Annotated in this window: 22 protein-coding genes; 8 read left to right on the top strand and 14 right to left on the bottom strand. The window is 64.2% G+C overall.

Annotation, left to right across the window (positions count from 1 at the left end; translation table 11 throughout):
- Nucleotides 1–6: 6 nt before the first annotated feature.
- From MESS2_RS05090 to MESS2_RS05050, 9 genes are all read right to left on the bottom strand, one after another.
- Entirely contained in the window at nt 7–1023 is a 1017-nt protein-coding gene (locus tag MESS2_RS05090; RefSeq protein WP_008873025.1) for a Gfo/Idh/MocA family protein, read from the bottom strand.
- Between the two features lie 51 nt (nt 1024–1074).
- The gene (locus MESS2_RS05085; RefSeq protein WP_008873024.1) at nt 1075–1854 is read right to left on the bottom strand and encodes an SDR family NAD(P)-dependent oxidoreductase; all 780 of its coding nucleotides are present in this window, start codon (nt 1852–1854) and stop codon (nt 1075–1077) included.
- A gap of 53 nt (nt 1855–1907) precedes the next feature.
- Nucleotides 1908–2975: a zinc-binding dehydrogenase gene (locus MESS2_RS05080; RefSeq protein WP_008873023.1), complete on the bottom strand. Its 1068-nt coding sequence runs from the start codon at nt 2973–2975 to the stop codon at nt 1908–1910.
- 22 nt (nt 2976–2997) lie between these two features.
- Nucleotides 2998–3765: an SDR family NAD(P)-dependent oxidoreductase gene (locus MESS2_RS05075; protein ID WP_008873022.1), complete on the bottom strand. Its 768-nt coding sequence runs from the start codon at nt 3763–3765 to the stop codon at nt 2998–3000.
- A 55-nt stretch (nt 3766–3820) separates the two neighbouring features.
- Nucleotides 3821–4789, bottom strand: coding sequence for an ABC transporter permease (locus MESS2_RS05070; RefSeq protein WP_008873021.1), 969 nt, complete (start codon nt 4787–4789; stop codon nt 3821–3823).
- Complete coding sequence (locus tag MESS2_RS05065; protein WP_008873020.1) at nt 4789–5751, bottom strand: ABC transporter permease; 963 nt, start codon at nt 5749–5751, stop codon at nt 4789–4791. The genes MESS2_RS05070 and MESS2_RS05065 overlap by 1 nt, the downstream gene beginning before the upstream one ends.
- Nucleotides 5748–7268, bottom strand: coding sequence for a sugar ABC transporter ATP-binding protein (locus MESS2_RS05060; RefSeq protein ID WP_008873019.1), 1521 nt, complete (start codon nt 7266–7268; stop codon nt 5748–5750). The genes MESS2_RS05065 and MESS2_RS05060 overlap by 4 nt, the downstream gene beginning before the upstream one ends.
- A gap of 67 nt (nt 7269–7335) precedes the next feature.
- Nucleotides 7336–8490: an ABC transporter substrate-binding protein gene (locus MESS2_RS05055; protein WP_008873018.1), complete on the bottom strand. Its 1155-nt coding sequence runs from the start codon at nt 8488–8490 to the stop codon at nt 7336–7338.
- 342 nt (nt 8491–8832) lie between these two features.
- Nucleotides 8833–10584 carry an extracellular solute-binding protein gene (locus tag MESS2_RS05050; protein ID WP_008873016.1) on the bottom strand — a complete coding sequence of 584 codons (1752 nt, stop codon included), beginning with the start codon at nt 10582–10584 and terminating at the stop codon, nt 8833–8835.
- Between the two features lie 478 nt (nt 10585–11062).
- On the opposite strand from MESS2_RS05050, the gene MESS2_RS05040 reads away from it, so the two are divergent.
- Genes MESS2_RS05040 through MESS2_RS05005 form a run of 8 tightly spaced genes read left to right on the top strand, consistent with a single transcriptional unit; the run spans nt 11063 to nt 18477 of the window.
- A complete protein-coding gene (locus MESS2_RS05040; protein ID WP_008873014.1) occupies nt 11063–12091 on the top strand; it encodes a thiamine pyrophosphate-dependent dehydrogenase E1 component subunit alpha in 1029 nt (342 codons plus the stop codon).
- Nucleotides 12079–13068, top strand: coding sequence for an alpha-ketoacid dehydrogenase subunit beta (locus MESS2_RS05035; protein WP_040592142.1), 990 nt, complete (start codon nt 12079–12081; stop codon nt 13066–13068). Before MESS2_RS05040 ends, MESS2_RS05035 begins: the two co-directional genes overlap by 13 nt.
- Entirely contained in the window at nt 13065–14414 is a 1350-nt protein-coding gene (locus tag MESS2_RS05030; protein WP_008873012.1) for a dihydrolipoamide acetyltransferase family protein, read from the top strand. The genes MESS2_RS05035 and MESS2_RS05030 overlap by 4 nt, the downstream gene beginning before the upstream one ends.
- 38 nt (nt 14415–14452) lie before the next feature.
- On the top strand, nt 14453–15706 hold the full coding sequence (locus MESS2_RS05025; RefSeq protein ID WP_008873011.1) for a M24 family metallopeptidase: 1254 nt from the start codon (nt 14453–14455) through the stop codon (nt 15704–15706).
- A 20-nt stretch (nt 15707–15726) separates the two neighbouring features.
- Nucleotides 15727–16899 carry a CobW family GTP-binding protein gene (locus MESS2_RS05020; protein ID WP_008873010.1) on the top strand — a complete coding sequence of 391 codons (1173 nt, stop codon included), beginning with the start codon at nt 15727–15729 and terminating at the stop codon, nt 16897–16899.
- A 52-nt stretch (nt 16900–16951) separates the two neighbouring features.
- Complete coding sequence (locus MESS2_RS05015; protein ID WP_008873009.1) at nt 16952–17848, top strand: NAD(P)-dependent oxidoreductase; 897 nt, start codon at nt 16952–16954, stop codon at nt 17846–17848.
- 46 nt (nt 17849–17894) lie between these two features.
- Nucleotides 17895–18173: a type II toxin-antitoxin system ParD family antitoxin gene (locus tag MESS2_RS05010; protein ID WP_040592163.1), complete on the top strand. Its 279-nt coding sequence runs from the start codon at nt 17895–17897 to the stop codon at nt 18171–18173.
- Nucleotides 18160–18477 carry a type II toxin-antitoxin system RelE/ParE family toxin gene (locus MESS2_RS05005; RefSeq protein ID WP_008873007.1) on the top strand — a complete coding sequence of 106 codons (318 nt, stop codon included), beginning with the start codon at nt 18160–18162 and terminating at the stop codon, nt 18475–18477. The genes MESS2_RS05010 and MESS2_RS05005 overlap by 14 nt, the downstream gene beginning before the upstream one ends.
- A gap of 19 nt (nt 18478–18496) precedes the next feature.
- On the opposite strand, the gene MESS2_RS05000 is transcribed toward MESS2_RS05005, so the two are convergent.
- From MESS2_RS05000 to MESS2_RS04980, 5 genes are all read right to left on the bottom strand, one after another.
- A complete protein-coding gene (locus MESS2_RS05000; protein ID WP_008873006.1) occupies nt 18497–19300 on the bottom strand; it encodes an SDR family NAD(P)-dependent oxidoreductase in 804 nt (267 codons plus the stop codon).
- 76 nt (nt 19301–19376) lie between these two features.
- Nucleotides 19377–20393 carry an ABC transporter permease gene (locus MESS2_RS04995; RefSeq protein ID WP_008873005.1) on the bottom strand — a complete coding sequence of 339 codons (1017 nt, stop codon included), beginning with the start codon at nt 20391–20393 and terminating at the stop codon, nt 19377–19379.
- Between the two features lies 1 nt (nt 20394).
- Nucleotides 20395–21903 carry a sugar ABC transporter ATP-binding protein gene (locus tag MESS2_RS04990; protein ID WP_008873004.1) on the bottom strand — a complete coding sequence of 503 codons (1509 nt, stop codon included), beginning with the start codon at nt 21901–21903 and terminating at the stop codon, nt 20395–20397.
- Nucleotides 21904–21989: 86 nt separating this feature from the next.
- On the bottom strand, nt 21990–23033 hold the full coding sequence (locus MESS2_RS04985) for a sugar ABC transporter substrate-binding protein (RefSeq protein ID WP_008873003.1): 1044 nt from the start codon (nt 23031–23033) through the stop codon (nt 21990–21992).
- 228 nt (nt 23034–23261) lie between these two features.
- Entirely contained in the window at nt 23262–24062 is an 801-nt protein-coding gene (locus MESS2_RS04980) for an SDR family NAD(P)-dependent oxidoreductase (RefSeq protein ID WP_008873002.1), read from the bottom strand.
- Between the last annotated feature and the right edge of the window lie 25 nt (nt 24063–24087).

Below are 24087 nucleotides of genomic sequence, written 5' to 3'. Positions count from 1 at the left end.
TGTCGTTCAGCCGACCGTCTCGACCATTCCGGTCGCCGCCGACTTGATGATGCTTTCGAGGATGGCGATGTTGTTGATCATGTCCTCGCCGGTGATCGGATAGGCCTGACGGCCGCGCACCGCCGCGGCAAAGGCCACCAGATTGTCGCGCACCGGTTCGGCCGGGCCGACCTCTTCCACTTCGATCGGCGTGCCGGTCGCGGCGCTGGTGACCACCCAGCCGGCCGGCGCCTCGACATGGGCCTTGTCGCGCACCTCGATCCAGCCCTTGGTGCCGAACACGGCAAAGCGCGAGACGAAGGGCGTGGCGAGCGTCGCCGAGACATAGGCCGTGCCACCGCCATGGAAGCGGATATGCGCGCTCAGCGTATCGCCTTGCGGGATCTGCGACGCCAGGTTCTCGCAGGCGACACGGACATCGCGCGCCGGCCCGAGCAGCTTCGCCGAAAGATCGGTCAGATGGATGCCGGTCGCGGTCATGCCCGCCGCCGGCGCCTGCCTGGCGTTCAGCCGCCAGTTCGATGGATCGAGGCCGAGGAATCTGTCATGGCTGAAATTCGCCTCGACCTGCAGGATGCGGCCGAGGCGGCCATCGGCGGCCGCCAACAGCATGCCGGCGATCGGCGGCTCGAAGCGCCGCTCATGCCCCATGCCGAGAACAAGACCTGCCTCTCTGCACAACGCCACCGCCTTTTCCGCACCGGCCTTGGTCATCGCCAGCGGCTTTTCGCAAAAGACATGCTTGCCCGCCGCCACCGCATCTTCGATCTGCTGTTCGTGCAGCGAATGCGGCGTCGCCAGGATGACGGCTTCAACATCGGGATTCTTCAGGGCGTCGGCGTATTCCACGGTCAGCTTGAGGCCATGGTCGGCGCAGAAATCTTCGGCGCCGGGCGCGGGTTCGACGGCGCAGACCACGTCGAGATGCGCCCTGGCGCCCTCCAGCACCGCCACCATCTTGCGGCCCCACCAGCCGAGGCCAACCATTGCCACCCTGACGGGCCTGTCCTGCGCTGAAGTCATGCTCGGTTCCGATTCTGATGCTGTCTCTGCCCGTTGCTTCCAACAGGAATCCTATGAAGCCGAGTAGCCGGCATCGGTCATCAGCACATGGCCGGTGATGCCGCTCGCCGCATCAGAGGCCAGGAAGGCGACAGACGCCGCGATCTCGGCCGGCTGCAGCAGGCGTTTCATCGGGGTGTCGTTGATCCAGGTCGCCATGATTTCGGGCTGCGCCGCGCCAACCTTCTTCAGCATTTCGGTCTCGGTGTAGCCCGGCCCGACCGCATTGACGCGGACATTGTAGGGCGCCCATTCGACGCCGACGACGCGGCAGAGATGGGCGACGCCGGCCTTGGAGACGTCATAGCCGGCATGCAGTTCCGGCCGTACCGCCTTGATGCCGGCGATCGAGGAAATGCACACGACGCTGCCGCGCCTGCGCTCGACCATGCGCTTGCCGAAGGAGCGCACGCAAAAAAAGATGCCGTCGAGGTTGATCGACATGCAGCGGCGCCAGTCCTCGTCGGAGTGATCCGCGGTCGTGCTTTCGTAGGAGATGCCGGCATTGGCCACCAGTATGTCGATCGCACCGAACTCCTCATTGAGGCGAGCCGCGGCTTTCTCGACATCGGCGCTGTTGGTGACGTCGACCTTGACGCCCTTGGTCTTGAACCCCTTGTCCGACCATTCCTTGGCGGCGTCGACCACGCGGCCGGTAACGTCGGCAAGCACGACCGTCGCGCCGAGGCTACCCAGCCGCTCGGTGATCGCGCTGCCGATGCCGCCGGCCGCACCGGTCACGATTGCCGTTCTGCCCTCGAGCGAATAGTTCGCGAATGCATTGCTTGCCATTTCGATATTTCCTCAGTTATTGCGTTGGGTCGCGACAGCGGGGTCGTCCGCAGCTAGACGCTCACCAGGATCTTCAAGTGCTTGCCGGCCTTGTCGAGCAGGGCCTCGAAGCCCTTCTCCACCACGTCGTCGGCCGAGATTTTTGCCGTCACCACCTTCTCGAGTGGCAGGATGCCGGCCTCGACCATGCGGATGACGCGCGGCCATACCTGCACCGGGTAACACCAGGTCGCCTCGACCGTGATGTCCTTCAGCGCCCACAGCATCGCATCGATGCTGGCGGGCTTCATGTGCAGGCCGGTCTGCACCACCTTGCCCTGGCGGCGCACCGCCCTGGCGCAAGCGTTGAGGCTCGCCTCCAGCCCGACGCACTCAAGCGCCACGTCGACGCCGACGCCTTCCTCGGTCAAGTCGGAGATGATCTGGTCGAGATTGTCCCTGGCCGGGTCGATGGCGATGCAGTCGGGCACCAACTCCCTAGCCTTGGCAAGGCGGTTGGGGTTCGGCTCGCTGACGAAGATCTGTGCCGCGCCCGCCGCCTTGGCCGCCAGCAGCGTCAGCGCGCCGATCGGTCCGGCGCCGGAAACCAGAACGGTCGATCCCGACTGCACGCCGCCGCGGTCGGTGCCGTAGATGGCGACGGCGGCCGGCTCGATCATCGCCGCCTGGATGTCGCTGACGCCCTTTGGTACCGGCACGACATTATAGTCGTTGACGATGGCGAGTTCGCTCATGCCGCCCCATTTCCAGCTCAGGCCGACGCAGGCCATTTGCGGGCTGAGGTGATAGAGCCCGCGCCGGCCGAAATAATCGTCGCGCGGCGAGATCAGCGGCTGGATCGAAACGCGATCGCCAGCCTTCACATTGGTAACCCCGGAACCGGCGTCGGCGACGACGGCGCTGAATTCATGGCCGAGGATCTGCGGGTTGGTCGCGCCGCTATAGACATGCGGGGTAACAGGCGTGACGATCGGCCCGGCTATATATTCGTGCAGGTCGGTGCCGCAGATCCCGGTGATGACGGGCTTGATCAGCACGTCATGCGCACCGAGCCGCGCTGTCGGCTCGGCGACGTCCTCGACCCTGATATCCCTGGCTGCGTGGAATCGGACGGCTTTCATGATCTGGTCTCCGGAAATGCAATCACTGTGTCGTGTAGCCGCCGTCGACGACGAGGCTGGCGCCGGTGACGAAACGCGCTTCCTCCGAAGCGAGGAACAGCACGCAGTTAGCCACATCCACCGGCTCGCCGAGGCGCAGCGGATGCTTCTCCTTCATCATGTCGAGATAGGCCTGCTTACCCCTGGGATAGGTGTCGGCGCACTTCATGAAGATCTCGGTCATGGTCGAGCCGGGATGCACCGCGTTGACGCGGATGCCATAGGGCGCGTAGCAGATCGCATCCGTCTTGCTCATCATCAGCGTCGCGCCCTTGGTGGCGTGGTAGGGCGGGATGTCGTCATTGCCGATGAGGCCGTAGATCGACGAGAAGTTCACGATGGCGCCGGACTTCTGCTCCATCATCGGCCGCACCGCATATTTGGTGCACAGGAACGTGCCTTTGACATTGACGTCGAAGACCTTGTCCCACTCCTCGACCGTCACCTCATGCGCGAATTTGTTGACGCCGGTGATCGCGGCATTGTTCACCAGTATGTCGAGGCGGCCCCATTTCTTGACGACCTTGTCGACCGCTGCCTGCACCTCCTGTTCCTTGGTGATGTCGACCTTAAGGAAGATCGCCTCGGCGCCGCCATCGCAAAGCTCCTTCGCCAGCGCCTCGCCGTCATCCTCCAGCACGTCGATGATCGCCACCTTGGCGCCTTCCTCGACGAAGCGGCGAACCGTCGCGCCGCCAATGCCGCGGGCGCCGCCGGTGACGATAGCGACCTTGTCCTGAAGTCTGCCCATTTTGGTTCCTCCTGAACGATGTGTGCGAGCCGTCCGACGACTGCGCGGGCGGCTGCTAGATGCGCCGCCGCACGTAGAAGGCGGCGGCCAAAACGATGACCATGCCCTTGATGATGATCTGCAACTGCACCGGCAGCCCGAACAGCAGCACGGCGTTGAAGACGACGACCAGGATGGCGGCGCCGAACAGCCCGCCAAGGATGCCGCCCTGGCCGCCCGACAGCGATATGCCGCCCATCACCGCAGCGACGATCGAATCCAGCTCGAAGCCACGGCCGACCCAATTGTCGACGATGCCGACATAGCCGCTCAGCACCAGGCCGGCGATCGCCGCGAGCGCACCGGAAATGACATAGCCGATGATGGTGACGCGGTCGGCATTGATGCCGAGCAGGCGCGCCGTCGTCGGATTGCCGCCGGTGATGTAGACCTCGCGGCCGAAGCGCGACTTGGCCAGTACAACGCCGAAGACGACCGCCAGCACGACGAGCAGCATCATGTTGTAGGGCACGCCATGCCAGGTCGACGAGCCGATCAGGCGAAACAGCGGCGGCACGTTGCCGGACGGCGCGCCTTGCGTATAGGCAAACCGAAAACCCTGCAGCACGATCATCGTGGCCAGCGTGGCGAGAAACGGCGAAACGCTGCGCTTGGTCACCAGCCAGCCATTGACGAGGCCGGTGGCGATGCCGATGCCGACCGCGATCAAGAGGATCGAAAGCACGTCGGAGTTCTGGCCGGAGAATCCGGTCGCAATGACCGCGGCGGTGGCCATCACCGACGACACCGAAAGGTCGAGGCCGCGCAGGATGATAACGAAAGCCTGGCCGATGACGACGATGCCGAGCGGGGCGACCTGCAGCAGCATATTGGAGATGTTGCTGGTCGACAGGAAGGCCGGCGAGACGATGCCCGAAACGGCGATCAGGGCGATCAGGAAGATCGGCAGCGCATAGGAAGACAGCCGGCTTTTCATCGAGATCGCCGGACCCTCCGCGCCGCGTGCTTGAGAGACATCGACCATCAGACCCTCTTCTTCTTCTCGACATAGACCGACACCGCCGCGATCACGATCAGGCCCTGGGCGATGAGCTGGTAGTGCATCGACACGTCCATGAAGTTGAGGACGTTGTTCAGGAGCGAGATGAGATAGACGCCGAGCAGCGTGCCGAAGACGCCGCCCTTGCCGCCGCTGAGCAGCGTCCCGCCGACGACCACCGGCGTGATCGAGGCGAGCGTGTAGTTGAGCCCGGTATAGGGCTGTCCGACGCTGAACCGGCTGGTCAGGTAGATGGCGGCCAGCCCGCAGCAGAAGCCGGAAAACCCGTAGACCGTCAGCATCACCCGCGCCCTGGGCAGGCCCATCAGCCGCGCGCCGACCTCGTCGTCGCCGACAGCATAGATGTAGCGGCCGAGCCTGGCATAGCGCAGGAACAGCGCCACCAGCAGGAAGAGCACGAGGATGAAGACGGCGCCGATCGGCAGGCCGAGCACTTTACCATAGGCGAGGAAGTTGAAACTTGGCGGCACAGAGCCCGCCGGCCCCAGCGAATAGAGCAGGACGATGCCCTGCAGCACCGCGCTCATACCCAGCGTGACGATCAGCGGGTGGACGCGCAGCCAGATGATGAGCAGGCCGTTGCAGATGCCGATCAGCAGGCCGAGCAGGAGAATGCCGATAGCCACCGGCGGCACCATTGATACTTTCCCGGCGATCAGGCCGGAGGTCAGGGTCGACAGCAGGCTGATCATCGAGCCGACGGAAAGATCGATGCCGCCGGTGAGGATCGCCAGGGTCTGGCCGAGGCTGACCAGGGCAAGGCCCGTCGACTGTTCGAAAATGTTGAGGATGTTGGAGGTGGTCCGGAACCGGTCGGAAATGAAGGCGCCGAAGATCAGCAGGATGACCAGAAGTACGGCGACGACCAGGACGCCCTGGTTCTTGCGCACCCTCGATGACAGTCTGATGGGAGCCAGCGCGGTCATTGGGCAAAGACCTTGTCTATTGGGACCTTGCCGGTCGGATGCTGGGTCGCAAGGCTCATGATCGCTTCCTCGCTGATATTGGCTCCGGTCAGCTCGCCGCTGATCGCGCCCTCGCGCATGACGATGACGCGGTCCGACATGCCGACCACTTCGGGCAGTTCGGAACTGATCATCAGGATCGCAATGCCCTCCCCGGCGAGGCCCCGCATGATGCGGTAGATCTCGGTCTTGGCGCCGACATCGACGCCGCGGGTCGGTTCGTCCAGGATCAGCACCTTGCGGCTGGTGCGCGCCCAGCGCGCCACGATCACCTTCTGCTGGTTGCCGCCCGACATCGTCGCCACGCTGGTCGCCGGACCGCGGCAGACGACCCGGTAATTGTCGATTTCCTTGCGGGCGATCTCGTTCTCCAGCCGCCGGTCGATCAGGCCGTTGCGGGTCACCGCCGAAAGGTTGGCGGCGCTGATGTTGGCGGCGACATCGAGGAACATCGCCAGCCCCTGTCCCTTGCGGTCCTCGGTGACGAAACCGACGCCCTTGCTGATCGCCGTTGCCGGCGTGATGGTGTCGACCTTCTCGCCGTCGATCCATACGTTGCCGGACGACATCGGCAGGCCGCCGAATATGCCCATCGCCAGTTCCGTCCGGCCGGCGCCGACCAGGCCGGCCAGCGCCGTGATCTCGCCGGCGCGGACTTCGATGCCGGCATTTCTGACGCGGCCCTCGACGGAGACGTTCTCCGCCTTCAGCACCACCTTGCCCGGTTCGCCTTTCGGCTTCTTCGGCGGGAAGATGTCCTTCAGGTCGCGCCCGACCATCATCGAGATCAGCCTGTCGCGGGTGACGTCGCCGATGTCCTTGGTCGCGACATGGGCGCCGTCCTTGAAGACGGTGACGCGGTCGGCGATCTGGAAGATCTCTTCGAGCCGGTGCGACACATAGAGGATGGCGACGCCCTCTGCCTTGAGCGCTGCCAGCCTGGCAAACAGGAGATCGGCTTCCCGGCCGGAGATGACGGCTGTCGGCTCGTCGAGGATCAGCAGCTTGACCTTGTGGACCAGCGCCTTGGAGATTTCGACCATCTGCTGGTCGGCCACCGTCAGCTCCGAAACCAGGATTTGCGGATCGATATCGACGCCGAGCCTGCGCAAAAGGTCGGATGCGTCCTGGCGCGTGCGCGCGTGGTCGACAAAGCCGAAGCGGTTGCGCCGCTCATGGCCGAGATAGATGTTCTCGGCCACCGTCAGGTGCGGAAACAGCACGAATTCCTGATAGATGACATGGATGCCGGCGTTCTTGGCGTCGGCGGGCCTCGCCCACTGTACGGGCTTGCCCTCGAACTCCATCTGGCCGGCATCGGGCTTGTAGACGCCGGCCACGATCTTGATCGTGGTCGATTTGCCGGCGCCGTTTTCGCCGACGAGCGCATGGATCTCGCCCGCGCGCACGTCGAGATTGATGCCCGACAGCGCCTGCACGCCGATGAAGCTCTTTGAAATGCCCGAAAGATTCAACATTCGCTCTGTCCAATTTGCGGGATGACCCAGGGCTCTTGCCCCCGGGTCACCCTGGCGAAATCGAAGACTATTGCGGGTAGTCGACCTTGAAGGTCTTGGGATCATAGTCCGGTCCCATGCCGCCGGTGATCAGCATGTCCGGCGCACCCTTCGGCACCACCAGGTCGGTCAGCCGCAGCGGCGTTTCGATCGACGGCGTGTTGTCGCCTTCCGAGACGGCGATCTGCGAGTTGATCGTGTAGATGCAAGGCACCGGCGCGCCGGCCAGCACTTGCAACGCGACATCGACCGAGATGCCGCCCATCGCCGGCGGATAGCCGACTTCGAGCATCGGCACTTTGTGCTCGATCGCCATCTGCAGTGGCCCGTTGACATCAGCCGTGGTGTGCGGCGGGATTTCGCCATCCTTGTAGCCGGCTTCGATGAAGGCCTCGATCGAACCCGGGGTCTGCAAGCCATGTGCCGACCAGACCGCGTTGATCTGCTTGCCGTACTTGGCGATCATCGCCTGCATGACCTGCTTGCCCTTGACCGGCGACCAGTCGGAATAGACGGTTTCGAGCACCTTGATGCCGGGATACTGCGCAAAGACCTCGCGCGCCGGCTTTTCTCGGTTTTCGGACGGGCTCGAGCCTGCCTGGCCCGCCAGCATGATGACGTTGCCCTTGCCGCCAAGCTTCTCGACGATCCACTGCGCGAACAGGCGACCCATCATGGCGTCGGACGCCGTCACGAAGGTGACGAAATTGTCGGAAGCGACGCGACGGTCGACCATCACCACCGGGATGCCGGCCGCCATCGCCTGCGACACGGCCGGATCGAGCGCCTGCTGCGTGTTGGCGCTGACGATCAGGAGATCAACGCCGCGCGAAATCAGGTCCTGGATGTCGGCGACCTGCTTGGCGTCGTCATGGCCGGCATCGGTGATGATCAGCTTCTTGATCTGGTCCTTATGCTTGGCGGCGGAGGCCTCCATGGAATGCAGCATCACGACGCGCCAGGAATCGCCGAGACCGGCATTGGAAAACCCGATCGTGTAGGGGCCTTCCTTCTTGTACTGCGAGGTGTCCTTGAAGCAGACGTCGGTGTCGGGATTGTAGAGATAGGTCCGCGGGGCGCCGCTGTAGAATTTCGCGTCCTGCGCCAGGACAGGGGCAGCCAAAGCGGCCAGACCGGCAGCGCCCACCAAAAGCATGGCAAAGCGTCTTGAGATGTTGCTCATTTAGAAGTTCCTCCACCTGCGTTTCAGCCGGGGGCTCATGCTGCGGCGCAGCCGACCCCGTCGCGCCCGGCGCATGGTTCCGGGGCGTTCCTGTTGCTTGGTCCGGTCGATTTGACTGGAGACGCCCTCCCTGGCGTCTAGCAGGAGAGTTGCAGTTCTGATGTTCGGATCAAACCGCAAAATTTATCATTTTGAGACTTTGACCGGAGCCCCTAAAGTATGTCGCGCAAAAGTGCGCAGCGGTTTTGCGATAACGACATGCATAAAAACAGGAACCTAAAGCGCGTCGCATGAATCCGTTCAAACGCGACGCGCTTTAGCGCCCGGTCTCGACGCCGCCGCTCAATAATGGCCCGCCGCCCGCATCACCTTGTCGATGCCGTTCTGGCAGCGTTCGAGTGCCTCGCGGTCGGTGAGCTCGCCGTTGAGCGCGGCAAAGATCTCGTCGCCGATGATCTTCTCGATGAGCGTATATTCGGGGATCGGCGGCCGGTGCCAGCCATGCAGCTTGTTCTGCTTGGCCAGCCTGTCGACCATGCGCACGATCGGCGTCGTCGCGGCCGCCTCGGGATCGGCGGTGACGCTGAAGCGGGGCGCCACCGGTATGCCGTTCTTGACATGCTCCTTCATGGCGGCGGGCGACGCCATCCAGGATATCGCCTCGAAGGCAAGCTTGGTGCGCTCCGGCGGCAGGCCGGCGGGGATGGTCAGCAAAAAGCCGCCGACGGGACCGACCACGGCTCCACCAGGCCCATGCGGATGCGGCAGATATTCGACCTTGCGCTTGACCACCGAACGGATGTCGTACTCGAAGCGCGAGGCCCGCATCGTCCAGCAATAGATCATCGCCGACTGGCCGAGCATGAAGCAGTCGAGCGCCCGGTTCCAGTCCATGACCAGTATGTCGGGCGGCGAGAAGGCCAGCAGCCGGCGCATGTAGTCGAGCGTCTTCATGCCTTGCTCGGTGTTCACGCGCGGCCGGTACATCTCGCCGGCCATGTGGCTGTAGTCGAAGGCGACGCGCGCCATCGGCACGTTGATGACAGGGGTGCCGCAGGCGCCCATGAAGAACATGAAGGAATGGGCGATCGGCATGCCGCGCGCTGCGTTCCAGACGATGCCGTGCATGCCCCGCTTTGGGTTGTGAAGCTGGCGCGCCGCGTCCAGCACCTTCTCGAAGCTCGTCGGCATGTGCAGGTCGTGGCCCTCGAACAGGTCCTTGCGCACCGCCAGCGTCTCGATGGTGCAGTAGATCGGCACGCCATACTGCACCGTATCCCAGTTTCCGGTCGCCCAGATGTTGGGGTGGAAGTCGAGCGAATTGATGCCGCTGTCGACCAGGAAACTGTTCAGCGGCTGCACCAGCCCGTGTTTGACGACCTCGCCCAGCCACGGGATGTTCACGGCCATGACATCGTATTCGCTGGCCGGGCGGCGCGCGTTCTTGAAGATCTCCTTGTGCAGCTCCGGCAGCGCCACCAGGCGGAAATTGCGCCGCGAGGACAATTTGCTGCGGAAGTCCGACCACATGTTGCGCATCGACGAGAAGTAGTTGTCGTCGTGCAGCAGGAAGCGCAGGTCCTGGCTCGGCGCCTGGCGGTTTTCCATCAGCTTGAGCGGCGGGATGATCTGGTCGGCAAGGTAGGAGCCGCCGAAATAATACTCCTCCGCATTGGCGCTGCCGCCGCCGAGCCCGAAGGTTTCGGCAAGCAGCGCCTTCACCCGGATGGCGTAGGCGACGAAATTGGATTTGAGCTTTCTGCTGGGAACCAGGAAATACGACTTTCCCGTCGCGCTGCGGCTCATCTGTTCGACATCGCCATCGTCGATCAGCCTGTGGATGCGCCGCATGGCGCTCGGAAACGGGATCTGGGAAACCGACGCCAGCGACGACATGGTGACGGTGTCGCCGCGCAGATGGCTCTTCATGAGATAGAGGACGATGTTCCACACCGGATCGGGGATCGCCGCGTTCAGCTTCTCATCATAGGGCGCGCGGATGCGCTCGAGGAAATTGATGATGCGAAGCAGCTCGTAATCGGTCATTCGATCGGTTACCGGCCCTTCGTGCAGCTCTTCGACCAAACCTAACACCGGATCCTCCCATCGGCAAAAGCGACGCGCTTGCGCGAGCGCATCGCCAAACGGCATGAACCCAATCTCTGCGCCGCATTCGCATAGCGCTTTTTCGCGGCTCTTCTTCCTTTCGCAATGCGCCGGTATGCCGGCACGCCGGCAATGGCCCTGACGCCCGGGAAATCCTTGCCGGACAAGGCGCTTTCCGCGGCGCCGGGCAGTTCCAATATCGTTCTCATGGAGCAATTGTTGCGACGGATCACCCGGTTGATGCCGGGCCGACGCTGCTCCTCCCAGTTCAGATGCTAGCACCGCGGACCGATATTGCCCACGCACATTTTCTCAAAATGAGAATCCTTTGGGGCTGAATGCAAGCCCGGAGACGGGCATGCAATCGAGGCGAGGGTAAGGAAGAGATTGTTCAATATGAGAATAATGGCCCATGCCCGGTCCGGACGATTTTGGCATGGTCTGGCATCTAGGGTGGAACCATAACATGCGAGAGAAACAGAAAGGGTCCCGCGCCGCGGGCCTGCCAAACGACGATATCGGTCCCGATATCCGTCTCGAGCTCTATCGGCTCCAGGTCGAGATCCGCGACTGCGAAAAGAGAGCCAACGATCTCTTTTTCCAGAACCTGATCAAGGGCACGAGCCATCTCTCGCTTGGCCAGGAAGGCATTGCGGCCGGCGTCGCGGTGGCGATGCAGCCGGGCGACAAATCCTTCTGCACCTATCGCGGCCACGCGCACACGCTGGCCCGCGGCGTGCCGATGGAGAAGGTGCTTGGCGAACTGATGCTGCGTGACAACGGCCTGATGCGTGGCAAGGGCGGCTCGATGCATCTCACCTCCGTCGAGCACGGCGTCATGGGTTCCTACGCCATCATCGGCGCGCATCTGCCGATCGCCTGCGGATCGGCCTGGCGGGCGCAATATCTCGGCCAGAAGGATGTCTCCGTCTGCTTCTTCGGCGACGGCACGACCAATATCGGCGCCTTCCACGAGGCGCTGAACTTCGCCGCCATCTGGAAGCTGCCGGTCGTCTTCATCTGCGAGAACAACCTCTACATGGAATACACGCCGATCGCCGACGTGACGGCCGTCGAACATCCGGCCGCCGACAGGGCCTCGGCCTACGGGCTGGAGCGGATCGTCATCGACGGCAATGATGCTGACGTCGTCTACCGCACCGCGCAGGCCGCCTTTGCCAAGGCGCGCAAGGGCGACGGCCCCTCGCTGATCGAATGCATGACCTATCGGCATTCAGGCCATTCGCGCGCCGACCCGGCCAAGTATCGTCCGGAGGGCGAGCTGGAGAAATGGCTCGAGCGCGACCCGATCAAGATCTACCGCGAACGCCTCAGGGAATTCGGCATCTCCGACGCGCAGGTCGCGGCGATCGACGCCGAGAGCAAGCGCAAGGTCGATGCCGCCACCGAGGCCTGCAAGGCCTCGCCGTCGGCGCCTGTCGAACTCCTCACCACCGATGTTTATGCCGACGGAGGCTGGTCGTGGCGGAATTGACCTATCGCGACGCGGTGGCCCGCGGCATCGCCCAGGAGATGGAGCGCGACAACAATGTCGTCTTCCTGGGCGAGGATGTCGCCAAGGCCGGCGGCGTGTTCAAGTCGACGGTTGGGCTCTATGAGAAGTTCGGGCCGCTCAGGGTGCGTGACACGCCGATCTCCGAACAGGCGATCCTCGGCGCCGCGATGGGCGCGGCGATGACCGGCTTGCGGCCGATCGCCGAGATCATGTTCGCCGATTTCGCCGCGGTCTGCTTCGACTATATCGCCAACGAGTTCCCCAAGCTGCGCTACATGACCAACGGCCAGCTCGGCTGCCCGCTGGTGGTGCGCACCGGCAATGGCGGCGGCGCCCGCTTCGGCGCCCAGCATTCGCAATCGATCGAGAACTGGACGATGATGATCCCGGGCCTCAAGGTCGTGGCGCCGTCCTCGCCCATCGACGTCATCGGGCTGATGGCGGCGGCGGTCCGCGACGACAATCCGGTCATCTTCCACGAGCACAAGTCGCTCTACGCCGTGAAGGGCGAGGTGCCCGACGGCGAGATCCTCGACACGCTCGGCACCGCCAGGATCCTGCGCCCCGGCAAGGACGCCACCATTCTGGCGCTGGCCCTGATGGTGCCGCGCGCGCTGGCCGCCGCCGAGACGCTGGCCGCAGAGCACGGCATCGACTGCGAGGTCGTCGACGTGCGCTCGCTGGTGCCGCTCGACACCGACACCATCCTGAATTCCGTCGCCAGGACCGGCCACCTGTTCACCGTCGAGGAGAACCCGCGCCTGTGCGGCTGGGGCGCCGAGATCGCCTCGATCGTCGCCGACGAGGCGTTCTGGGATCTCGATGGCCCGATCGTGCGCATCACCACGCCGCACATCCCGCTGCCGGCCGCCGATCATCTCGAGGACCTGGCGCTGCCCAACGCGCCGCGCATCGTCGAGAAGATCGGCCGGGTCATGAACGGATCGGTGCGATGAGCGCGGATATCCTGATGCCGCAGCTCGGCGAGACGGTCGCCGAAGGCAAGATCCTCGCCTGGTTCAAGCAGGAGGGCGACGAGGTCAGCGAAGGCGACAACCTCTTCGAGATCGAGACCGACAAGGTCACGATGGAGGTCCAGTCGACCGTTGCCGGGCGGCTCGGCGAGATCAGGGTCAAATCAGGCGAAGTCGCCAAGGTCGGCGCCGTGGTCGCCGTCATCGGCGGCGCGGCAAAACCTGCCGTGGCATCCGGGCCGGCCCGATCCGAACCGGTCAAACCGGCGCCTGCCGAACCCGCGCCTGTCAGCGCCGCGACGGTTGCACCTGCTTCGGCGTTGGCCGCATCGGGCAATGGGTCCGCGCCTGCCAAGCTACCCTCGCCGTTTGAAGAGGTGTCGACACCGATCGAATCCTTCGGACCGGCCAAAAGTCCGTCCGGTATCAGGGTGACCCCGCTGGCGCGCCGGCTGATCGCGCAGAACGGCCTCGACACCGAGGCGATCGCCCGCACCGTCGCCGCCTCGGGCGCCACCAAGATCGGCGAGAAGGACGTCCGCGCCGCCCTTGCCGCGCCACGATCCCAGTTGCAAAGCCCGGCCCCAGCGGCGGCGCAAGCCACCAGGCCGGCAGCGTCGGGCAGCGTGGTGACGCTGAACACCATCCGCAAGCGCACCGGCGAGCGGCTGGCCGAAAACTGGCGCACGATCCCGCATGTCTTCCAGGCGATCGAAGTCGATTTCACCCAGGTCGAAGCGGTGCGGTCGAAGCGCAAGGAAAGGTTCAAGAGCGATTTCGGCCTGTCGTTGACCTATCTGCCCTTCATCGCCCGGGCGATCTGCCTGGCGCTGCGCGATTTTCCCGAGGTCAACGCGCAGCTAGATGGCGGCACGCTGGTGCTGGCATCGGAAATCAATCTCGGCATCGCCGTCGACCTGTCGCATAACGGGCTGGTCGTGCCGGTGGTTCGCAACGCCGACGACCTGACGCTGCCCGGTCTGGCCCGTGCCATCGGCCGCCAGGTCGACAAGGCGCGTGCCGGCAAGCTGACCAGTGACGATTTTTCCGGCGGCACCTATTCGATCTCGAACAATGGCGCCTTCGGCACGGCCTTCACGGCGCCGATCATCAACGCGCCGCAGGTCGCCATATTGTCGACCGATGCAATCCGCCTGCGCGCGAGCGTGGTGGAGACGCCGCAAGGGGCGTTCGTCGCGCCCAGGCTGACCGGCATGGTCGGCCAGAGTTTCGACCACCGTGCCTTTGACGGCGCCTATTCGGCGGCTTTCCTGTCACGGCTGAAGGCCGTGCTCGAAGAGCGCGATTGGGGCGCGGAATTTGGATAACGAGACCCATCCGAGGTGATGGCGGAGGAGCATAGTCAATGAAATACAACAGTCCCTATTCCACGGCCGCATGGGGCCAGATGGCGAAGGATTGGGAGCAGGGCGTCGATTACAGCCGGCTTTCGAAAGAGCGCCTGGCGCGCGCCCAGCGTGCGATACGCCATGCCGGCCTTGGCGCCGTGCTGTGCTTCAACTTCGACAACATCCGCTACGTCACCGCCACCCATATCGGCGAGTGGGCGCGCGACAAGTTCATCCGCTATGCGCTTTGCCCGGTCGAGGGTTCGCCCTTCCTGTGGGATCCGGCGCCGCCGGCCAAGCGCATTTCTTCGCCGTGGATCGCCGACAATGTCGCCGCACCCGTCACCACCATGCAGGGCGCCATCCCGCCGCATATGAATGTGCAGCGCGACTTCGCCAGGCAGATCAAGAAGGCGCTGGTTCATTACGGCATCGAGAAGGAGCCGCTCGGCATCGACCTGATGGAGCTCGGCATGCTGCGGGCGCTCGAAGCCGAGGGCATCGAAGTGGTAGACGGCCAGCAGGCCCTGCTCGACGCCCGCGAGATCAAGACCCTCGACGAGATCGAACTGCTCAAGGTGGCGGCATCGATGGTCGACGCGACCTATGTCGACATCGCCCGCGCCATCCGACCCGGCACCAAGGAAAACGAACTCGTCGCCATTGCCAACGACCGGTTGTTCCGCATGGGATCGGAGCGTGTCGAATGCGTGAACTCGGTTTCCGGTTCGCGCGGGCGGCCGCATTCCCACACTTTCTCCGACCGCATGATCCAGCCCGGCGACATGATTTTCCTGGACATCATGCATTCCTACAATGGCTATCGCACCTGCTACTACCGCACCTTCATCTGCGGCGAGCCGAACAAGCATCAGGTCGACGCCTATGAGACCGCCTCGAAATGGCTCAGCGCCTCGATCGACATGATCCGCCCGGGCATCACGCCGGACGAGGTCGCGGCGGTCTGGCCCGACGCGCAGGATTTCGGCTATCGCGACGAGGCGGAAGCCTTCCTATTGCAATATGGCCACGGCGTCGGCCTGTCGCTGTGGGAACGGCCGATCTTCTCCAAGCGTTTCCGTGGCCAGAACACGCCGCTGCGCGAAGGCATGGTCGTTGCGCTGGAGACGTGGAAGGGTGCCGAGGACGGCACCGGTGCTGCCCGGATCGAGGAAGAGGTGGTCGTCACCAAGGACGGCTGCGAGATCATCACCAACTTCCCGTCCGACCGGCTGATTTCCTGCGGCCTGCCCGGCTGCGAAGTGTTTTGAGGTAACGATCGAGGCGTGAGATGAGGACCGAGCTGAAAACTCCCGCCGCGCGCGGCTCGGGCCGCATTCCGGTCACGCTCGTCACCGGCTTTCTCGGCAGCGGCAAGACGACGCTGATCAATGCCGCCCTGCGGGCCCCGCAGATGGCGCGCACGGTGGTGGTGGTGAACGAGTTCGGCGAGGTCGGCCTCGATCACCAGCTCTTCGCCTCGAGCAGCGATTCCGTCGTCGTGCTGGAGAATGGCTGCCTCTGCTGCACGGTCCGCAGCGATCTGGTCGGTACGCTCAATGCGCTGTTCCACGACCGCGAGGCCGGCCGCATTCCGGCCTTCGAGAATGTCGTCATCGAGAGTTCCGGCCTGGCCGAGCCGGGTGCCGTGCTGCAGGCCTTCCTGTCGGAGCCGACGCTCGACGGGCTCTACCGCGTCGCTTCCGTCGTCACACTGGTCGATGCCGTCAACTGGCGCGACACGTCCGAGCGGCACGATGAAGCGCTGCGGCAGGTCGCCTTCGCCGACCAGATCCTTTTGACCAAGCTCGACCTCGCCAAGCGGGCGAATGCCGAGGCCCTGGTGCGTCGCGACATCGCCGACCTTAACCCCGGCGCCGAGATCGGCATCGTCGACTGGACGCCGGGGCCGATCGCCGCGATGCTGACCGCTCCCGGCTTCGACGCCGCCGACGCCAAGGCCGACCCGAGGCCATGGCTGCGGCTTACCGGTGACGACAAGCACAATGCGGATGGGCACGGCGCGGATGATCATGCGCATCATGATCACGACCACTCCGATCACCACGAGCCGCACTATCATCTGCGCGGCAAGGGCATAGAGAGCTTCGTTCTGCTGCGCGAAAATCCCTTGTCGCGCGACGAGCTCCAGTTCCTGCTCGACGGCATCAGCCAGAATCTCGGGCCGAGCCTGCTGCGCGTGAAAGGGCTGGTCAACATTGCAGAGGAGCCGGGACAGCCGGCGGTCATTCAGGGCGCGCAGCATCTTCTGCACACCATGACCTGGCTCGAAAAATGGCCTGACGACGACAGGCGCACGCGCATCGTCTTCATCACCCAGGGCATCGCCGGCGAGGAATTGCGCGAGATGATCGATCTTCTCGACCGTGTCAGCCAACGCACCTTCAAGGCCCGCGAGCGCGGCAGCCGCTTGCGCCAGTCGTCCCCTGGCGGGAGAAATTAGGGCGACGCGCGAGTAAGACGGCGCGGCGCCGCGAAAATAGCGAGGAACAGCCATGAGGATCGGGTGGATCGGCCTTGGCAAGATGGGCTTGCCCATGTCGCGGCGTCTGCATGACGCCGGCCACACCATCACCGCCTATGCCCGCAACGATGCCGGCCGCGAACGCGCCGCAGCCAACGGCTATCAGCATGTCTCGGCGATGGCTGCGCTCGCCGAAAGCTCCGACGTTGTCTTCACCGCGATTTCCGACGATGCGGCGCTGCTCGATATCGCCATCGGCGACGATGCGCTGGCGGCGCAACTGAGCGCGGGACAGAGTTGGGTCGACACCAGCACCGTCTCGCCCTCGGCGTCGAACCTGGTGGCAAAGCGGCTCGAAGCCCGCGACGTTGCCTATCTGCGCGCGCCAATCTCCGGCTCGACCGCGCTTGCCGCGGCCGGCACGCTGACGACGATGGTTTCCGGTCCGCGCGCCGATTTCGAGCGCCTGCAGCGGCTGCTCGCCGCCTACACCCGCAAGCAGTTCTATCTCGGCGACGGCGAGCAGTCGCGTTACATGAAGCTGGCCGTCAACGCCATGGTCGGCGCGACGGCGGCCCTGATGGCCGAGTCGCTCGCCTTCAGCGGCAAGGGCGGCATCGGGTTGGAGGCGGCGATGGAGGTCATCTGCGACAGCGCGGTCGCCTCGCCTCTGATCCAGTACAAGCGCGCCATGATCCTCGAAGGCAAATACGAGCCGGCCTTCGCCGTCTCGCAGATCATGAAGGACCTCGACATCCTGCTCGATATCGGCCGCTCCAACCACGCGCCGCAGCCGCTCGCCGCGCAAATCAGGCAGCAATTCGAAAGCGCCTATCTGCACGGCCACGGCGAGCGCGACCTGTTCGTGCTGGTCAAGGAGATGGCCGAGCTTGCCGGCGTTGGCAGAGAGCAAGCGAAATCTGTATGACAGTGTAATGCCATGTGGTATAAGGATCGCAATGAAAGGTATCGAGATGCGAACCAGCAAGCCCATCACTGTCACCCTTGGCAAACAGCAACATAGCGTCGATGCTCGCCTCGCATCGGGCGCCTATGATTCCGCAAGCGAAGTTATTCGGGCAGCCTTGCGCGCCCTCGATCGGGAAGAGGAAGCCGTGAACGCAGTTTTGCGGGCAAAGATCCGGGCATCGTTGGATGACCCTCGTCCGAGCCTGACGGCCGAAGAAGCGGAAGCGGAGATGACCCGTTTCATGGAAAACGAGAGCAAAGCCACCCGCAATGCGGCGCGTTAAGGTCACCTACCGGCCGCAAGCTATCTCCGATCTACAGGGAATCTACCGCATCATTGCCCAAGCCAGCCAAAGCGATACCGCCGCGTCAGGCTTTGTGCAGCGGATCGTGGCCCGGTGCCGGAAAATTGGCGACGTGCCGAATGGCGGCAGACCACGCGATGATCTGGAACCCGGACTGCGCATGGTGCCGTTTGAACGGACCGCCATCATCGCCTACCGAGTGACCAATGCTGTTGAAATTACCAACGTGTTTTACGGTGGCCGTGACTACGAATCCCTTTATCACGTCAGCGATCCCGATTGATTAGCCAGCCAATCCAATTTCAATCGATCGACGCGCCTTCCGCGCCCGTCCTGAAATCGAAGCTGGTCGACAGGCCGCCATCGGCCATCAGGTCGGCGCCGATGAAGGCACCCGATTGGTCGGACAGGAGATAGGCGACCGACAGCGCGATCTGCTTCGGGTCGAGGATGCTGCCGCCGGGCTGGCGGTCGGCGCGCGCCGCCAGGAATTTCTGGCTGTCGGCGGCCGACTCCAGATGCCGCTTGAACAGGCCCGCCATCATCGGCCCGGGGCTGAGCACATTGACCCGGATGCCCTGGCGCGCATGGTCCATGGCGACGGTGCGGGCAAGCGCCCGGGCAGCGGCCTTGGAGGCCGAATAGGCGGCAAGCTGCTGTTCGGCGAAGGTCGCCGAGACGCTGCCGACGACGACGATCGGCCCGCCGCCATTGTCGATCATGCGCGGCAGCAGCGCCTTGATCGCCATCGCCGTGCCGACGACATTGACGTCAAGCGTGCGCACCAGCATCTCCTTGCTCGTCTCGATGATGGTGCCGACGTCGAGGATCGCGGCGGCCGTGACAAGGCCGAGCGAAATGATGCCGGATTTTTCGAGCTCCGCCTCTACAGCGCGCCAGGTCTGCTCATCCGAAACGCTCCCCGCCACATGCTTGTAATCAGCTTCGCCGGCAAGGTCGGCGACAGCCGCTGCCCTGTCGACCCCGATCGTGGCGACGCCGGCGTCGAGCAGCAATCGGCAAAGCTCATAGCCGAGCCCCGATGCCGCTCCGGTGACGACGACCGTCTGCGGCAGGGTAAGGGCGAGGGTGGGTCTGGAGGTCATCGAAACAGTTCCTTGTTGAAAGACGAGGTCCGCCGACGGCGGCGTCCGCCATGCCGTCCGGCGAATATCAGAGGCGTCAGGCGCGCGGCGTCTCGCCGCTGAGCCGGGTAATGATGAGCGCGAGCAGGATGATGGCGCCGTAGCAGGCATCGATCCAGAAGGCCGCCACCTGCGAGAGCGTCAGCACGTTCTGCAGCAGGCCGAGCAGGAGCACGCCGGTCAGCGCTCCGATGATCCGGCCCTGGCCGCCATTGAGGCTGATGCCGCCGATCACCGATGCGGCAAAGACATAGAAGATCATGTTCTGCCCCTGGCTCGACACCACGGAGGCGATACGGCCTGTCAACAGCAGGCCGGCAAGCGAGGCGAGCAGGCTTCCCATGATGAAGACGCCAAGCGTGATGCGCTCGACCGGAATGCCGGCAACGCGCGCCGCTTCCGGATTGCCGCCGATGGCATAGATGGCGCGGCCGATGCGATGATAGCGCATCATCAATCCGAAGAATAGGAACAGCAGCCCGGCGATCCAGATCGAAGCGGGAATGCCCAGCCATTTCGCGTTGCCGAGATAGAGGAACTCCTCCGGCAAGTCGAACAGCGTCTGGCCGTTGGTGATGCCAAGCGTGATGCCGCGCAGCAGGATCAGCATCGCCAGTGTCGTGATGAAGGCGTTGAGCCGGAGCTTGACCACCAGCAGCCCGTTGATCAACCCGATCAGCAGGCCGGTGGCGAGCACGACGGCAATGCCGGCGTAACCGCTGATGCCGATGCCGGAGCCGCCGATCGAGACGTCGGAGATCATCAGCCAGGCGGCGAACATCGGCGCGATACCAACGGTCGATTCCAGCGAGAGATCGAATTTCCCGCAGATCAGGATCAGCGACTGCGCGATCACCAGGATCGACAGTTCGGAGGATTGCTGCAGGATGTTGAGCAGGTTCTCCGGCATCAGGAAGGACGAGCTGACGAAGCTGCCGATCACGATGACGACGGCGATGACCGGGATCAGCACCAGTTCGCGCAGCCTGAAACGGGCAAACAGGCTCTGGCCCGGGCGGGCGATGGCGGCTTTTTCGAGCGAAATATTCGTCATCTCAGTACAGTCCTTCGATTGCCGCGACGACGTCCTGGTCGTTCCAGCCCCTGGCGAAGCTGCGCGTCAGGCGGCCGCGGAAGATCACCTCGACCCGGTCGCAGATCGCCAGTTCGTCGAGATCGTCCGACACGACGAGAACGGCCATGCCACGATCCCTGGCGGCATTGATGATGCGGTAGAGTGCATCCTTCGAGGCGATGTCGACGCCTTGCGTCGGCGCCGCCAGCACCAGCACCTTCGGGTCCGAGGCGAGCGCGCGGCCGACCATGGCCTTCTGCTGGTTGCCGCCGGAGAGCTCGCCGATCGGCTGCGAGCCGGAGGTCGCGACGATACCGAGTTCGGCGATCTGCCGGTCGACCATGTCGGATTGCCGGCCGGTCGAGACGAAACCGAACGGCCCGAGCTTCGGCAGCACGGTCGTCGTCAGATTGTCGCCGATCGACATCAGCGGGAACAGGCCGCTGACATGCCGGTCTCGCGCGACATAGCCGACGCCGGCCGCGCGCATCGCCCCGACATCGCCGAGCGGCGTCTTTGTGCCGTGGATGGCGATGGTGCCGGCATCCGGAGCGAGCAGGCCGGCGACGGCCTCGGCGATCTTGTCCTTGCCAGAGCCGGCGAGCCCGGCCAGCCCGACGCATTCGCCGCAATGGACGCTGAGGTTGATGTCCTCCAGGCTGTCCTTCAGGGTGAGCCCGCCGATGTCGAGACCGGGCGCCATCTGCGCCTTGCTCGCGGAATCGCCGCTCTTCCTGCCTGCGCCCGATGCCGCGAAATCGCCGACCATGGCGGCGACCAGCCGGTCCTTGGGCAAATCGTCGAGCCTGGCGTCGGCGACGACGCGGCCATCGCGCATCACCGTCACGGTGCGGCAGATCTCGTAGATTTCCTCCAGATGATGCGAGATGTAGAGGAAGGTGACGCCTTGCTCCTGCAGGCCGCGGATGCGCTCGAACAGGCGATTGACCTCGCGCCGTTCGAGCTCGGCCGTGGGTTCATCGAGGATGATGAAACGACTTCCCTGCAACAGGGCGCGCGCGATCTCAACGATCTGGCGCTGTTCTACGGTCAGCCGCCAGGCATCGAGATCGGGCGCGACGTCGAGACCCCAATCGTCGAGCACGGCGATCGATTCTTCGCGCAGCCGGCGCGAGTCGACTAACCCCAAACCGTTTCGCGGCTGATTGTTCAGGAACAGGTTTTCCGCCACTGTCAGGTGGGGAATGACCATCCAGCGCTGATAGACGCAGGCCACCCGCTCGCGCCAGCCCTGCCGGTCGCCGAGCGACGGCGCGGGTCTGCCGCCGAGGCGGATCTCGCCGGCATTGGCGCCATAGAGGCCGGTGAGCAGCCCGACCAGCGTCGATTTGCCGGCGCCGTTGCGGCCGACCAAAGCGCGCGCGTCGCCGACCGGGATCGAGATCCCGACATCGTGCAGCACTTCGATCGGACCGAAGCGCTTATTGATGCCGTGTGCTTCGGCTGCAAAGGTTTCGACGGCGCTCATCGGTCGGCTCCGGGCATTCCTGAGTCAGTCAGAAACGATCGCGATGCGCGGACTTTCACTCCATGCGGGGTCCGCGCATCGCAAGATCATTTTTCCGTCTGGTTGCCCCAGAGCGACGGATCGCTGGCATTGGCCTTGGTGACGACGGTCGCCGGCAGATAGTCCATAAGATTGTCGCCGACCGGCACGATCTCGCTGTTATGGTCGGTCGGGCCGGCGGTAAAGGTCTTTCCTTCCGCGGCCGCCTTGGCATAGAAGGCGCCGAACTTGGCATAGAGGTCGAGCGGCTGGGCGACCGCCACGTCGAGCAGGTCCTCGCGGATCTTCTCCAGCGCGTAGGGCGTGCCGTCGACGGTCGCCAGGAAGATATGGTTCGGTTCGCCGACCTTCGTCAGCTTGCCGGCGCTCTTCAAGACGTTGAGCACGCCGGCGAGCATCACCGAATCGCTCTGCATGTAGATCGCGGTGAGATCGGGCGTCGTGGTGACCACGGTCTGCGCCGCCGACGTCGCCTTGTCGGTCTTCCAGTATGTCGGCTGCTCGATGATGGTCACATCGGGGTATTTCGCCTTCATGCATTCGTTGAAGCCGGTCGTGCGGTCGCGGCCGTTGGTCGTGGCCTGGTCGCCCATCAGCGAAAGCACCTTGCCCTTGCCGCCGATGGCAGCACCCAGCGCCTCGCACGCCTTGCCGCCGATACCCTTGTTGTCGGCGCGCACGATCATCGCCGACTTGCCCTTGGCCGGGGCGATGTCGATCAGCACGGTGGGAACGTTCTTCGACGCCGCGAATTCCAGCACCGGCACGATGGCCTGGCTGTCGGTCGGATTGACGATCAGCACCTTGGCGCCGGCCGAGATCAGGTTGCGGATGTCTGTCGCCTGCTTGCCGGCATCGCCATTGGCGTTGGTTGCCGGCATGGCCTCCATGCCGGCATCCTTGACCGCCTTCAGCGTCTGGTTGGCCATGATCGCCTGGAACGGATCGGTCAGGAACGGCGCGGAATAGCCGAGCTTGATGCTTTCAGCATTGGCCGGCATCAGCATCGCTGCCACGGCGATCGTGGCGCCCGATAGGATCATTGCAGCCACGCCAGAGCGGCGCGGTTTCGTCTTGAACACGCTTTGCATTTTCATTCCTCCCAATCATTGGCGCCGACCTCTTCCCTCGGCGCCAATGTTAGGACAGTGTTCGCTGGCGTCCCCAGCGTTTCAACACGCAAGAATATCATTTTGATAGAATGGCGGGCCGGACGCTCAGCGGATGTTCGTAAGCCGGCAAAGCGCGCGCCGGCTTCGCCTACCGTGCATGATCCCGGAAAGGATCATGCGCAAATCTGGAAGTGCGGAGGCGGCGGATCAGATGATGCTGCGGATCGAGCCGCCGTCGACGCCCCAGACGGCGGAGGTGACGAAGGAGGCGAGATCGGAGGCCAGGAAGACGACGACATTGGCGACTTCCGCCGGCTCGCCGAGACGCCCGAGCGGCAGTTGCCTAAGACTCATTTCGTGCTCGACGGCCTGCTTCGGCGGCATGTTGTGGAACTTGCCCATTGTTTCGGCGAAGCCGCCGGGTTTCGACCAGAACGGTGTCCAGATCGGCCCTGGCGCAACCGCATTGACCCGGATCTTCGGCGCTTCGGCCCGCGCCAGGCCTTTGGTCAGCGCCAGCACGGCGGATTTGGACGCACTGTAGTCGACCGGTACCGGCTCCGGCTGGCGGGCGAGATCGGAGGCGTTGTTGATGATGACGCCGCCCCTCTGCCGCAGGATCGGCAGCGCCACGCGCGTCGCCCTGACATAGCTCATGAAATTGAGCTGGAAGGTCTTGTCCCATTCCTCGTCAGTGAGCTGGTCGAAGGTGCGCACCGCGCCCGATCCGACATTGTTGACGAGAACGTCGAGCGAGCCGCCGAACGGCTTCAGCGCCTCGCCCATCGCGCCGATGACGCCGTCGCCGGTGCTGAGGTCGCCGATGCCGGCGCTGGCCTTGGCGCTAAGCGCCTTGATTTCGGCGATCACCGCATCGACCCCTGCTCGGTCGATGTCGACCAGCGCCACCTGGGCACCTTCCCTGGCGAAGGCGAGCGCGGTGGCGCGGCCGATGCCGAGCGCCGCACCGGTGATCAGCACCGTTTTTCCAGCGAGATTTGTCTGCATTTTGCTCTCTCCCGATCGTTTCTTG

It is taken from the genome of Mesorhizobium metallidurans STM 2683 (assembly GCF_000350085.1).
In the GTDB taxonomy this organism is placed as follows: domain Bacteria; phylum Pseudomonadota; class Alphaproteobacteria; order Rhizobiales; family Rhizobiaceae; genus Mesorhizobium; species Mesorhizobium metallidurans.
The sequence above is the reverse complement of the archived record's forward strand: the minus strand, read 5'-3'. Positions and strand labels throughout refer to the sequence as shown.